This window comes from Cedecea sp. VD22, from assembly GCF_037150195.1.
GTDB lineage: Bacteria > Pseudomonadota > Gammaproteobacteria > Enterobacterales > Enterobacteriaceae > Cedecea.
Window position 1 is genome coordinate 364,175 of the sequence record NZ_JBBCPX010000002.1, and the last position, 12,598, is coordinate 376,772.

The window sequence follows — 12,598 nt, forward strand, 5'->3', positions numbered from 1 at the left end:
TTTAATTTCCTCTTTAAATTATTACCAGAGGGAACTATGCAAAATAATACTCACGCTGGCGTCAGGGCTTACAACCCTATCACTCTAAAACTTTACGACTGGTGGGTGTTAAAGATCTCAAATCAGTACGCCTGGCGTTGCCCGACAGACACCGTTTTGCTCCCGCATTTCAAGGCCCACACCGGCGAAAATCATTTGGATATCGGCGTGGGAACGGGCTATTACCTGCCTCACCTGCCTGCCACCGTTGAACTTTCCCTGATGGATTTGAACACCAGCAGCCTGCAGGCGGCCTCGGCGAAAGCGGGCCACGGAATCAAAGACCATCTGCAGCATGACGTTTTTAAGCCCCTGCCGCAGAGCTGGCACGATCGTTTTGACTCCATCTCACTTTTCTATTTACTGCATTGCCTGCCCGGCTCGCTAAACGACAAAGCGCTGGCGATAGATAACATTGCCCGTGCGCTTAAAACAGAAGGCAAGCTCTTTGGCGCGACGATTCTGGGTGAAGGCGTGGCGCACAATGCTTTTGGCCGCAAGCTAATGAACGTTTATAACAAGAAAGGGATCTTTTCTAATCGGCAGGATTCAGCAGGGCTGCTCAGGGATGTTTTGACCGCGAGATTCGAACGGGTCGACGTAAAAATTGAAGGAACAGTCGCGTTATTTACCGCCAGCGGACGCCGCGATTAAGAGGGAAAATCCGGGAGCCTGCCGACATCGATCAGGCCCCGTAATCGTTCAAAGTAACCCAGAAGTACCCTGCATTTTCCCGAGCAGGTTTGAAATTTATAGCCAGCAACCCTGGACATTGCACGGATATATTCTGTTTGATTTTTAAGGCACTTAACGCAAATCAGGGCTTTGCAGTTTGCGTTAAGTGCGATTTCACTGCGGCTACACTAGTGAGAGCGCTTTCTTTGCCATTATTGCTCCGCCAGCCCGCGGTTTTTCAGCATCGGTTCGCTGTGCGGATCGTGCCCTCGCCAGTCGCGGTACAACGCTTCCAGATCGCTGCTGTTGCCTCTTGAGAGAATCGCTTCCCGGAAGCGCTGACCGTTTGCGGCGCTGAGCCCGCCCTGCTCCACAAACCACTGATAGCCGTCGTCCGCTAACATTTGCGTCCAGATATAGGCGTAGTAACCCGCCGCGTAGCCGCCGCCAAAAATATGGGCAAAATAGCTACTGCGGTAGCGAGGCGGCACCTCGGCCAGCTTGATGTGCTCTTTTTCCAGCGCTTCAGCTTCGAAGCGCGCCACATCGTCAATAGCCGTGTCTGGCGCCAGGCTGTGCCAGTTCATGTCCAGCAGCGCCGCCGCCAGCAGCTCGGTCATGTCGTAGCCTTTGTTGAACTGCGCGGCGCGGAACAGTTTGCTGCGGAGCGACTCCGGCATTGGCTCGCCGGTCTGGTGATGCCGGGCATAATTGGCAAAGACCTCGGGATGGCTCGCCCAGTGCTCGTTAATTTGCGAAGGAAACTCCACAAAATCTCGCGGCGTGTTGGTGCCCGAAAGGCTCGCATAGCGCTGGGTAGCAAACAGGCCGTGCAGCGTATGGCCGAACTCGTGAAACAGCGTTATGACATCGTCCCATGAAATCAGGGCAGCCTCGCCGCTGGCCGGTTTGGTGTAGTTGCATACGTTGTAGATCACCGGCATGGCGTCAAACAGCGTGGATTGCTCGACAAAGTTCCCCATCCACGCCCCGCCGCCTTTGCTGTCTCGGGCAAAGAAATCACCGTAGAACAGCGCCATGCCGCGCCCATCGTTATCAAAAATCTCCCAGGTGCGCACATCCGGGTGGTAAGTCGGGATATCAAAACGTTCCACGAAACGCAGCCCGAAGAGCTGGCTGGCGGCCCAGAATACGCCGTTAGTCAGCACGCCGTTGAGTTCAAAATACGGTTTAATCTGCCCTTCATCGAGATCGTACTTCGCACTACGCACCTGCTCGGCGTAAAACTGCCAGTCCCATGCCGTCGCCTGGAATCCCCCGTTCTGGGCATCAATAACGTCCTGAATGTCTTTCAGTTCGCGGCGCGCCCGCCCGGTGGCCGCAGGGACGATGTTCCGCATAAAGCGCAGCGCCGCATCGGGGGTTTTCGCCATCTGGTCGGCCATTTTCCAGGCCGCGTAGTTTTCAAAGCCCAAAAGCTGAGCTTGTGCAGCCCGCAGCGTAGCCAGGCGAGCGACGATGGCGCGAGTATCGTTCGCATCGTTGCGCTGGGCACGCGTCCAGCCAGCCTCAAAGAGCACTTCTCGCGTGGCGCGGTCGCTCAGGCTTTGTAAAGCCGGCTGCTGGGTAAAATTCAGCAGCGGAAGCAGCCATTTCCCCGGCAGGCCTTTGTCAGCCGCAGCCTGCGCAGCAGCCGCAATTTCCGCGCTGGTCAGGCCGTTAAGCGCCTCAGCGTGGTCAACCACCAGGCCACCGGCTTTATCCGCCGCATGAAGACGATTGTTGAACTGACTGGTGAGCTGGGCGCTCTCTTTGTTCAGCGCTTTCAGCTGCGCTTTATCCTGCTGGCTTAACGTGGCGCCCGCCAGCTTGAACGACTGCCAGGTCACCTCCACCAGCCGCAGGGATTCCGCATCCAGATTGAGGTCGTGGCGCTGCTGATAAACGCGATTCAGCCGGGCGAATAAGGTGTCGTTCAGGCGAATTTCATCGGCAAGCTCAGCCAGTTCGGTGGAGAACTCTTCATCAAGCTGCTGCAGGAAATCGCTGGTGTGCGCCGACGTCATGGCGTAGAACACGGTAGTCACCCGGCCCAGCATCGCACCGGTTTTCTCCAGCGCCAGGTAAGTATTTTCAAACGTAGGCTCAGCCGGATCACCGGCAATCGCGGCGACTTCTGCACGCTTGATGCGCTTACCTTCATCGAAAGCCGGTCGGTAATGGTCGTTAGTTATCTCGTCGAAATGCGGGGCCTGATAAGGCAATAAACTCGGCTGGAAAAACGGGTTGCTCTGCAACATCCTCTACTCCCGGTGACCTGAAATGTGGGTTAGTTATAGCGCATTTAGCTTCGTTTCTTAAAAGAAAAACTAAGATTACCGTGGCCCGTTAGCGTGCTAAGGTAGTGCCGGACAAAAGCGTTGAGGAACAGAGAGATGATTGTACTGGTTACGGGTGCTACCGCGGGCTTTGGTGAAAGCATTACCCGCCGTTTCGTTAAGAATGGCCATAAGGTTATTGCCACCGGCCGCCGTCAGGAACGCCTGCTCGAGCTTAAAGAAGAGCTGGGTGACAACCTGTTTACGCTGCAGCTGGATGTGCGCAATCGCGCGGCAATAGAAGAAGCGCTGGCTTCCCTGCCGGCCGACTGGCAACAGATTGATATCCTGGTCAACAACGCCGGGCTGGCGCTGGGCATGGAGCCTGCGCATAAAGCCAACGTCGATGACTGGGAAAACATGATCGACACCAACAACAAAGGCCTGGTTTATATGACCCGCGCCGTGCTGCCAGGCATGGTCGAGCGCAATCGCGGCCACATTATTAACATCGGTTCCACCGCGGGCAGCTGGCCTTACGCCGGGGGCAACGTCTACGGAGCGACCAAAGCCTTCGTGCGCCAGTTCAGCCTGAACCTGCGCACCGACCTGCATAAAACGGCCGTTCGCGTGACGGATATCGAACCAGGCATGGTGGGCGGCACCGAGTTTTCCAACGTGCGCTTTAAGGGCGACGATGACAAAGCCGGCAAAACCTACGAAAACGCCAACGCGCTGACGCCGGAAGACGTTACCGAGGCCGTCTGGTGGGTGGCGACGTTACCGAAACACGTCAACATCAACACCCTGGAAATGATGCCAGTCAGCCAGACGTTTGCCGGTCTGAGTGTTCACCGCGAAGGGTAATTTTGGCGGAAGTCATGCTGAAACGGGGCCTTTGCAGCCCCGTTTTTTCATCTTACGGCACGCTAAAACGCGGAGCGATCAGGCCCGGCCCCAGCCAGCAACGATGATCAGCATCCCACAGAAAGCAATGGCCGCTCCGGTCCAGTCGTAAACGCTGAGCTTCACGCCGTCGACCACGCGCAGCCAGAGCAACGCCGTCACCACATAAACCCCGCCGTAGGCCGCATAGACGCGCCCGCTGGCCGCGGGATGCAGCGTCAAAAGCCAGACAAAAATCGCCAGCGACAGCGCCGCTGGCAGCAATAACAACGGAGAGCCGTTGCGTTTAAGCCATAGCCAGGGCAGAAAACAACCAATAATCTCCGCCAAAGCGGTGGCAAAAAATAGCAACGTTGTTTTGATCATATTGTCTTTTCTTCAGTAATAATGATGCCCACTAACTCTGACATTAGGCGCGAATCAGCCTCAATGATATGATTAGTTTTATTAAACTAAAAAGGAAATCGCAATGAACTCAATCCTTCGTAAGTCTTTGTCATGGATGCCGTTAGCCTTGCTGGGAGCTGCATTCATGGTTTCTATGCCAACCCAGGCCGATACTAACGTGATCGTTGTTCCGGGCGGAACGAACGGCGTCGGTGGTCAGGAGAACTCCCTGACCCGCCAGCGCGCAGCGGAAGAAAAAGAGCAGTGGAATGACACCCGTACCCTGCGCCAGAAGATCAACCGCCATAACGAAAAAGTGTTCGACCGTGAGTCGGCGCGCGGAGACAAAGACTGGGCCAAACAAGATGCCGCCCAGGATACCTTCGACAAATGCCAGCAGAGCGCCAACGTGAACGCCTACTGGGAGCCGAACACCCTGCGCTGCCTGGATCGCCGCACCGGCCGCGCGATCAATCCATAATAGTCCCCCTCTCAAACGAGGCTTCTGCTTAAGAAGCCTCACCATCATCAGCGCAAGGATCTGCTATGAGTAACGAACTGCCTATTCGTCTTCGCCCGCTTGAGCGCGAAGATCTCCGCTTCGTCCACCAACTGGACAATAACGCCAGCGTCATGCGCTACTGGTTTGAAGAGCCTTACGAAGCCTTCGTGGAGCTGTCTGACCTGTATGACAAACATATTCACGATCAGAGCGAGCGCCGCTTTGTCATCGACTGCAACGGCGTGAATGCCGGGCTGGTTGAGCTGGTCGAAATCGACCACATCCACCGCCGGGCGGAGTTTCAGATAATTATCACGCCGGAGTTCCAGGGCAAAGGGCTCGCCTCGCGCGCGGCCAAACTGGCCATGGAGTACGGTTTTACCGTGCTCAATCTCTATAAGCTCTACCTGATTGTCGATAAAGAGAATGAAAAAGCGGTACATATTTATAAAAAACTGGGCTTTATCGTGGAAGGCGAGCTGATCCACGAGTTCTTCATTAACGGTCAGTACCGCGATGCCATTCGGATGTGCATCTTCCAGCAGCAGTTCCTGGCGCAGAAAACCCCGGAAAAAACCCTGCTGAAGCCGACGGCTCAGTAACCGCTTTTCACAGATGAATGCCGCCCTGCGTGAGCGTTCATCTGTCCTTCCCTGTTTCTCCCGCCAGCCTTCTTGCCGCTTCGTCTATTTTCCAGACAATCAGACGGGTTTTTCCTGCAAACCACTCAATCAGAACTAAAATAATAGGGCTGTAAAATTTTGCGTTTAAAAGGCAACGGCTATCAAATTCGTAGGCCCATCCAGATATTAATTATTGATCGTACAGATTATCGTTATCGGGCATACATATAACGGAGAGCAAAATGAGCAATTCTACTGACTTACACAATGCTTCCTCAGCGAGCGCAGGAAAGTGCCCATTTAACCACGGCCAGAGCACGGACATTGCCGGCGAGGGAACCAGCAACCAGGACTGGTGGCCGCACCAGTTGCGCGTCGACCTGTTGAATCAACACTCCAATCGCTCCAACCCGCTGGATGAAAACTTCAGCTACCGCAAAGAATTTAGCAAACTCGATTATTACGCCCTGAAAGGCGACATCAAAGCGCTGTTAACGGATTCTCAATCCTGGTGGCCTGCCGACTGGGGCAGCTATATCGGTCTCTTTATCCGTATGGCGTGGCACAGTGCAGGAACCTATCGCTCCCGCGACGGTCGCGGTGGCTCCGGACGCGGTCAACAGCGTTTTGCGCCTCTTAACTCCTGGCCGGATAACGTCAGCCTCGATAAATCCCGTCGCCTGCTTTGGCCCATTAAACAAAAATATGGTCAGCAAATTTCCTGGGCAGACCTGATTATTCTCGCCGGTAACGTGGCGCTGGAAAATGCGGGCTTCCGCACCTTCGGCTTTGGTGCCGGGCGCGAAGATGTCTGGGAACCCGATCTCGACGTTAACTGGGGGGCTGAGAAAGAGTGGCTTGAACACCGCCACCCGGAATCTCTGGCACAGGCTCCGCTCGGTGCGACCGAAATGGGTCTGATTTACGTCAACCCGGAAGGCCCTGAGCACAGCGGCGACCCGCTTTCCGCAGCGCCTGCTATTCGCGCCACCTTCGGTAACATGGGGATGGACGACGAAGAGATTGTCGCCCTGATTGCCGGGGGCCATACGCTCGGTAAAACCCACGGATCTGCAGCCGCCACCCACGTTGGCGCAGACCCGGAAGATGCTCCGCTTGAGGCGCAGGGGCTTGGCTGGGCAAACAGCTACAATAGCGGCGTCGGCGCGGATGCCATAACCTCCGGCCTCGAAGTGGTCTGGACGCAAACGCCAACCCAGTGGAGCAACTACTTCTTCGAAAACCTGTTCGGCTACGACTGGGTACAAACCCGCAGCCCGGCAGGCGCCATTCAGTTTGAGGCGACCAACGGCCCGGATATCATTCCCGATCCGTTTGATCCGTCCAAAAAACGCAAACCAACGATGCTGGTAACTGACCTGACGCTGCGCTTCGATCCAGAGTTCGAGAAAATTTCTCGCCGCTTCCTGAACGATCCGCAGGCCTTCAACGAAGCCTTCGCCCGCGCCTGGTATAAACTGACGCACCGCGATATGGGGCCAAAAGCGCGCTACATCGGCCCGGAAGTGCCAAAAGAAGATCTGATTTGGCAGGATCCGTTGCCGAAAGCTACCCACGCGCCGTCCAGCGCCGATATCGACGCGCTGAAAAAAGCGATTGCGGATTCCGGCCTGTCCGTCAGCGAGCTGGTTTCGGTGGCATGGGCATCTGCCTCAACCTTCCGCGGAGGGGACAAACGCGGCGGTGCCAACGGGGCGCGGCTGGCACTTGCTCCGCAGCGCGGCTGGGAAGTGAACGCCGTGGCGGCCCGTGCTCTGCCTGTGCTTGAAGCAATTCAGAAGGCATCCGGCAAAGCGTCGCTGGCGGACATCATCGTGCTGGCCGGCGTGGTAGGCATTGAGAAGGCCAGCCACAGCAAAGTACCGTTCACGCCGGGGCGCGTGGACGCCACTCAGGAGCAGACCGACATCGAGTCCTTCGAGCTGCTGAAACCGGCCGCTGACGGCTTCCGAAACTATCGCCGCATTGCGAATGCCACCTCAACCGAAGCGCTGCTGATCGACAAGGCGCAGCAGCTGACGCTGACGGCTCCTGAGCTGACGGTCTTAATCGGCGGTTTGCGCGCGCTGGGCGTTAACTACGATGAAAGCCAGCACGGCGTGCTGACTTCTCGTCCGGGTGAGCTGACGAATGATTTCTTCGTCAATCTGCTGGATATGCGTACCGAGTGGAAAGCCGCTGACGCAGGCTCCGAAGTGTTTGAGGGCCGCGATCGCCTTAGCAGAGAAGTAAAATACACCGGCACCCGCGCCGATCTGGTCTTTGGCTCTAACGCCGTGCTGCGCTCCCTGGCGGAAGTGTATGCCAGCCAGGATGCCAAAGAGAAGTTCGTCAAAGACTTTATCGCCGCATGGACAAAGGTAATGAATCTCGACCGTTTCGACCTACAGCAGTAAAACGAAAGGGAGGCTTTTGGCCTCCCCCTGGTTTAACGCTATATGGGAAGGCATTTCGCCTTCCCTTTTTACTGCTTACTCTTCGCCGAAGTGGATCACGGTGCGAATCGATTTTCCTTCATGCATCAGGTCAAACGCTTCGTTGATCTTGTTCAGCGGCATGCGGTGAGTAATGAACGGATCCAAATTGATTTTGCCCGCCATTGCATCTTCTACCATGCCCGGCAGTTGAGTGCGGCCTTTAACGCCCCCGAACGCTGAGCCACGCCAGACGCGACCAGTCACCAGCTGGAATGGGCGGGTTTTAATTTCCTGCCCCGCCCCGGCCACGCCGATAATCACGCTCTCGCCCCAGCCTTTGTGGCAGCATTCCAGCGCGGAACGCATCACGTTCACGTTGCCGATACATTCGAAGCTGTAATCCACGCCGCCGTCGGTCAGCTCAACGATCACATCCTGAATCGGCTTCTCGTCATCTTTCGGGTTAATGCAGTCGGTGGCGCCCATTTCACGCGCGAGGGTGAATTTCTCCGGATTGGTATCAACGGCAATGATTCGCCCGGCCTTAGCCTGCACCGCGCCCTGAATCACCGCCAGGCCGATCCCGCCGAGGCCAAATACCGCCACGGTATCGCCCTCTTTCACTTTTGCCGTGTTGTGCACCGCGCCGATGCCGGTGGTCACGCCGCAGCCAAGCAGACACACTTTATCCAGTGGCGCCTGAGGGTTGACCTTAGCCAGAGAGATCTCCGCCACTACGGTGTATTCGCTGAAAGTGCTGGTACCCATGTAGTGATAAATTGGCTCACCGTTGTAGGAGAAGCGGGTGGTGCCATCCGGCATCAGGCCTTTGCCCTGCGTGGCGCGAACGGCCTGGCAGAGGTTAGTTTTGCCGGATTTACAGAACTTACACTCGCGGCATTCTGCGGTGTAGAGCGGAATAACGTGGTCGCCCGGCTTCAGGCTGGTCACGCCCTCGCCCACTTCCACCACGATGCCGCCGCCTTCGTGGCCCAGCACCGCCGGGAATACGCCTTCCGGATCGTCGCCGGACAGCGTGAAAGCATCGGTATGGCAAACGCCGGTGTGGGTGATTTTCACCAGCACCTCACCTTTTTGCGGGGGTGCAACGTCGATTTCCACAATTTCCAAAGGTTTACCCGGCCCAAAGGCCACCGCAGCACGTGATTTCATTGTTTTGTTCCTTTTGGTGGGGGTGTTTTTATTTTAGATAAGAGCGCAGCAAATTCCCGACTTCCGCCATCCGCAGCGTGCGCTGCTCTTCGGAGGTGTCGCCGGTGACCAGCTCGTCTTTAAGATGAATTTCCATCATTTCGCCCATCAGGCCGTTGGCTGCCCCGCGAACGGCCGCGATCTGCTGCAAAATGGCGAGGCACGGATCGCCGTTTTCCAGCGCGCGCTCAAGCGCCTCGGCCTGGCCGCGAATGCGCCTGACGCGGGTCAAAATACGTTTTTTGTCTTCCGGAGAGTGTGGCATAACCGCCCCTTTGATACTGTAGGGGGGTATAGTAACGTAATTTTTAGGTTATTGATAATTTTTATATTTTATATAATTATCAGTTGGTTGAGAAAATTTAACAAACTCAGCGAATCTATCGGGGTTCATGTGCCCGCCATACACCCTGGGCGGTTCTTCTTTTTGATCTGAAGAAACGGCAGGCCAGCGCCAGCACCAACAACATTTGTTAACTTCACCGCTTCAAATCATTTACACTCCTCCGGCATTCTGGGGGGAGCATGGCAGAGAATCAATTTTATCGTGGTCGTAGCAGAGTTATCGCCACAGGGCTGGCGCTGTTTGCGCTTGCCCTGATCGTTTTGGCGCCGCTCGTCTCGATTTCTCTGCAGAAATCGCCAATGGCGATGATGCCAGGCATGATGCATCACCCTATGATGGAAATGCATGAGCACCACGCCGGGCATAAACCGGTTTTGATGCCCGTCGATCACGCTGAGGCCTGCGGTTACTGTGTGCTAATGTCGCACATGCCAGGCTTACAGCCAGAGTTAATTACTCCACTTCATACTCTTTTCTTGCTCCAGGGCTTTCAACCCTCATCGCCTTTACTCGAAATACGGCATTTCTTTGCCTGGCTTTTTCCTCATCCTCGCGCGCCTCCGGCATAAACGACTTTACCTGCTGAAAAATAAAATATGGGCGTTTTAACGCCATAACTTCGTTTTGCTTGTATTAAGGAAAAGTATGACCACCTGCACCCCGCGCGCGGCCTGGATAAATTTTCTGCGTCGATTGCATTTTGCTATTGGTTTATTTGTAGGGCCTTTTATTTTTGTAGCAGCGCTAACCGGCACGCTTTACGTTGCCACGCCTCAACTGGAGCAGTTTATTTATCATGATGCGCTAACGGCAAACACAAGCGGTGAAGCTCACTCGCTTGCTGAACAGATTGCCGTGGCCAGGCAAGTCACGGGCGAGCATTTGCCGCTCTACGCCGTTCGTCCGGGAATACTCCCCGGCGTGACAACCCGAGTAATGTTTAACGCGTCGGGCCTGGGAACGTCAGAAAGCAGGGCTATATTCATCGATCCCATCACTTTGGCCGTAAAGGGAGACATGACGGTCTATGGCACCTCGGGCATTTTGCCTCTGCGGCAATGGATTGATTATGCGCATCGCTCTCTGTTATTAGGCTCCGCAGGCAGGCTTTACAGTGAATTAGCCGCCTCGTGGATGTGGATTGTCGCCTGCGGCGGGATCGCACTTTGGTTTTATACCCGCCCCAAACGCCGAATGAATAATCTTGTCCAGCGTACCCGCCGCTGGCATGTGACCCTCGGTTGGTTACTGCTGGCAGGTATGCTGGTGTTCTCTGTCACCGGTTTAACCTGGTCGCAGTGGGCAGGCGGCAATGTGGATCTGCTGCGAGCGGCATTAAACTGGGAAACTCCCCAGCTTAAAACGCAACTCAGCGGCACAAACGGTGCTCAGGACCCGCATGCAGAGCATCATGCCGGTATGGCTATGCCCATGAACATGGATATGTCGCCGGACCTTTCCCAGTTTGATAAAACGCGTCAGTTAGCACAAAGCGTCGGGATTGATGCAAACGCTATCGAGATAAGGCCAGCCAGAAGTCACGACAAAGCCTGGACTGTGACAGAAATTGATCGCGGCTGGCCGACTCAGGTCGACGCTGTGGCTATCGATGTTGCCACGATGCGAGTCGTGGACCACACCAGATTTGAAACGTTTCCCCTGATGGCAAAGCTGACCCGATGGGGCGTAGACATCCATATGGGCGTGCTGTTTGGCCTGGCTAATCAATTGCTGTTGATTGCTTTCGGTACAGGCTTATGTGTAATGATTGTCATTGGCTACCGCCTGTGGTGGATACGTCGTCCCACGCCGGCCAGGTACAATCCGCTCCTGACGCTGACACAGAGCTGGTACGATTTATCCCTCCGAGGAAGAGTATCGGTTCTGATTATTGCGATTCTGCTCGGTGTTGCCATGCCGGTACTCGGCATTAGCCTGCTTATGTTTATCGGAGTCGATGTGTTTCGCTGGCGTCGGGCCAACGATTTTTCTGCCGCGCGCCAAACGGAGTAATGGCAAAATACGTATTCAGCCCAGCTAGCTCAATGGCTGGGCTGTATCGAAAACAGTGACGAAACCAATCAGCGAGGCAACATGAAGCCTGACGTAACTTACACCTTCCATCATTTTGGCATTCCTTTGCAGGATAGTCTGACTGAAGGCACCTACAGTGAAAAAGCCGGGATGTACACCGCCGATAATCCGGGTAAATTTCGCGTCCAGTGGCACAGATTTACCGATGAATCACCGCTGCATCCTCTGCTAAAAACCGTGCCACACGTGGCGTTCAAAGTTGATAATCTGTCAAAGGCTATCGAAGGAGAGGATGTTATCCTGGGGCCTTATGAACCCATTGATGACTTTTTCGTGGCCGTCATTAACGACAATGGTGCCCCCATCGAGCTAATTGAAACCACGCTGACGGATGAAGAAATCTGGGGGCGAGCGAGGTCGGGCCAGGGCAATTTATATCGGAAGTAAAAACCCATCCTGGGTTGCTACCGTTATTGGCTGCCTTACGCCATCGTTCGCAAAGATGGCGAAAGCAGCAAAAAATAAATTTATCACCTGAATAGTTTTCTACAGCTTACTTACATCAGCAATAAACTCGATGGCCCCGCTCTTTAGCACGCGCTGATTCACTGTAGAAAAACTCAACGCCTGGCTCACCGGCAGCAGCGGGATCCCGGCCCCGATAACGACCGGGATCTGGGTGACAAACAGGCGCTGCAGCTCTCCGGCTTCGGCGAACCAGGCGGCAGTTTTACCTCCGCCTACCAGCCAGACATCTTTGCCTTTGGCGGCTTCGCGGGCTTGCGCGATAATGTCGACGGCTTCGCCCTGTACCCGCGTGATGTTTTGCCCTTCAGGCACCGATAGCGAACGATGCGTGACGATAAATGCCGGGACATCGGCATAGGGCCAGGCCTCTGGCGAGTTTTCCAGAATCCAGCTGTAGGTTTCCGCCCCCATGATCACCGCCCCAACGGTCTGATAGAACTCATCGTATGGCGTGGCGTCATCCCCCAGCGGGAAGTTCATTAGCCAGTCCAGCTGATGCTGCCGATCGGCAATGTAACCATCCAGCGTCGCGGCGACGTAATAGACTAAATTGGCCATACTTTTCTCTCTCTGTCAGACAATTATCCGCCTGATAATACAGAGATAAACACACATCGCCACTGCCAATT

At 55.1% G+C, this 12,598-nt stretch carries 13 protein-coding genes; 8 read left to right on the plus strand and 5 right to left on the minus strand.

Annotated elements, in window-relative coordinates; all coding sequences use genetic code 11:
* Nucleotides 1-36: 36 nt before the first annotated feature.
* On the plus strand, nucleotides 37-693 hold the full coding sequence (locus WFK85_RS07805; RefSeq protein WP_166992688.1) for a methyltransferase: 657 nt from the start codon (nucleotides 37-39) through the stop codon (nucleotides 691-693).
* Nucleotides 694-926: 233 nt separating this feature from the next.
* Here the strand turns inward: WFK85_RS07805 and dcp are convergent, their stop codons facing one another.
* Entirely contained in the window at nucleotides 927-2,975 is a 2,049-nt protein-coding gene (dcp, locus tag WFK85_RS07810; RefSeq protein ID WP_336709587.1) for a peptidyl-dipeptidase Dcp, read from the minus strand.
* A 135-nt stretch (nucleotides 2,976-3,110) separates the two neighbouring features.
* Here dcp and ydfG point away from each other — a divergent pair, with 135 nt between their 5' ends.
* Nucleotides 3,111-3,860, plus strand: a complete 750-nt coding sequence (gene ydfG, locus WFK85_RS07815; RefSeq protein ID WP_008459146.1) for a bifunctional NADP-dependent 3-hydroxy acid dehydrogenase/3-hydroxypropionate dehydrogenase YdfG — start codon at nucleotides 3,111-3,113, stop codon at nucleotides 3,858-3,860.
* Between the two features lie 78 nt (nucleotides 3,861-3,938).
* Here ydfG and WFK85_RS07820 read toward each other — a convergent pair whose 3' ends face one another.
* Nucleotides 3,939-4,265 (minus strand): YnfA family protein, encoded by a 327-nt coding sequence (locus WFK85_RS07820; protein WP_008459149.1) that lies wholly within the window; start codon nucleotides 4,263-4,265, stop codon nucleotides 3,939-3,941.
* Nucleotides 4,266-4,368: 103 nt separating this feature from the next.
* Between WFK85_RS07820 and WFK85_RS07825 the strand changes: the two genes are divergently transcribed.
* The 3 genes from WFK85_RS07825 (at nucleotide 4,369) to katG (ending at nucleotide 7,828) form a co-directional block, all read left to right on the plus strand.
* On the plus strand, nucleotides 4,369-4,767 hold the full coding sequence (locus WFK85_RS07825; RefSeq protein ID WP_008459153.1) for a DUF1283 domain-containing protein: 399 nt from the start codon (nucleotides 4,369-4,371) through the stop codon (nucleotides 4,765-4,767).
* 65 nt (nucleotides 4,768-4,832) lie between these two features.
* Nucleotides 4,833-5,390 (plus strand): spermidine N1-acetyltransferase, encoded by a 558-nt coding sequence (speG, locus tag WFK85_RS07830; RefSeq protein ID WP_008459155.1) that lies wholly within the window; start codon nucleotides 4,833-4,835, stop codon nucleotides 5,388-5,390.
* Between the two features lie 263 nt (nucleotides 5,391-5,653).
* Nucleotides 5,654-7,828: a catalase/peroxidase HPI gene (gene katG / locus WFK85_RS07835; RefSeq protein WP_166874122.1), complete on the plus strand. Its 2,175-nt coding sequence runs from the start codon at nucleotides 5,654-5,656 to the stop codon at nucleotides 7,826-7,828.
* Nucleotides 7,829-7,903: 75 nt separating this feature from the next.
* Here katG and WFK85_RS07840 read toward each other — a convergent pair whose 3' ends face one another.
* Nucleotides 7,904-9,022 carry an S-(hydroxymethyl)glutathione dehydrogenase/class III alcohol dehydrogenase gene (locus tag WFK85_RS07840; protein ID WP_166992693.1) on the minus strand — a complete coding sequence of 373 codons (1,119 nt, stop codon included), beginning with the start codon at nucleotides 9,020-9,022 and terminating at the stop codon, nucleotides 7,904-7,906.
* 28 nt (nucleotides 9,023-9,050) lie between these two features.
* The gene (locus WFK85_RS07845) at nucleotides 9,051-9,326 is read right to left on the minus strand and encodes a metal/formaldehyde-sensitive transcriptional repressor (RefSeq protein ID WP_336709589.1); all 276 of its coding nucleotides are present in this window, start codon (nucleotides 9,324-9,326) and stop codon (nucleotides 9,051-9,053) included.
* A gap of 260 nt (nucleotides 9,327-9,586) precedes the next feature.
* Between WFK85_RS07845 and WFK85_RS07850 the strand changes: the two genes are divergently transcribed.
* From WFK85_RS07850 to WFK85_RS07860, 3 genes are all read left to right on the plus strand, one after another.
* The gene (locus WFK85_RS07850) at nucleotides 9,587-9,976 is read left to right on the plus strand and encodes a DUF2946 family protein (protein WP_166992696.1); all 390 of its coding nucleotides are present in this window, start codon (nucleotides 9,587-9,589) and stop codon (nucleotides 9,974-9,976) included.
* 76 nt (nucleotides 9,977-10,052) lie between these two features.
* A complete protein-coding gene (locus WFK85_RS07855; protein ID WP_166992699.1) occupies nucleotides 10,053-11,420 on the plus strand; it encodes a PepSY domain-containing protein in 1,368 nt (455 codons plus the stop codon).
* An 81-nt stretch (nucleotides 11,421-11,501) separates the two neighbouring features.
* Nucleotides 11,502-11,888 (plus strand): hypothetical protein, encoded by a 387-nt coding sequence (locus WFK85_RS07860; RefSeq protein ID WP_336709591.1) that lies wholly within the window; start codon nucleotides 11,502-11,504, stop codon nucleotides 11,886-11,888.
* A 99-nt stretch (nucleotides 11,889-11,987) separates the two neighbouring features.
* Here the strand turns inward: WFK85_RS07860 and WFK85_RS07865 are convergent, their stop codons facing one another.
* Nucleotides 11,988-12,527, minus strand: a complete 540-nt coding sequence (locus WFK85_RS07865) for a dihydrofolate reductase family protein (RefSeq protein ID WP_166992702.1) — start codon at nucleotides 12,525-12,527, stop codon at nucleotides 11,988-11,990.
* Nucleotides 12,528-12,598 lie beyond the last annotated feature (71 nt).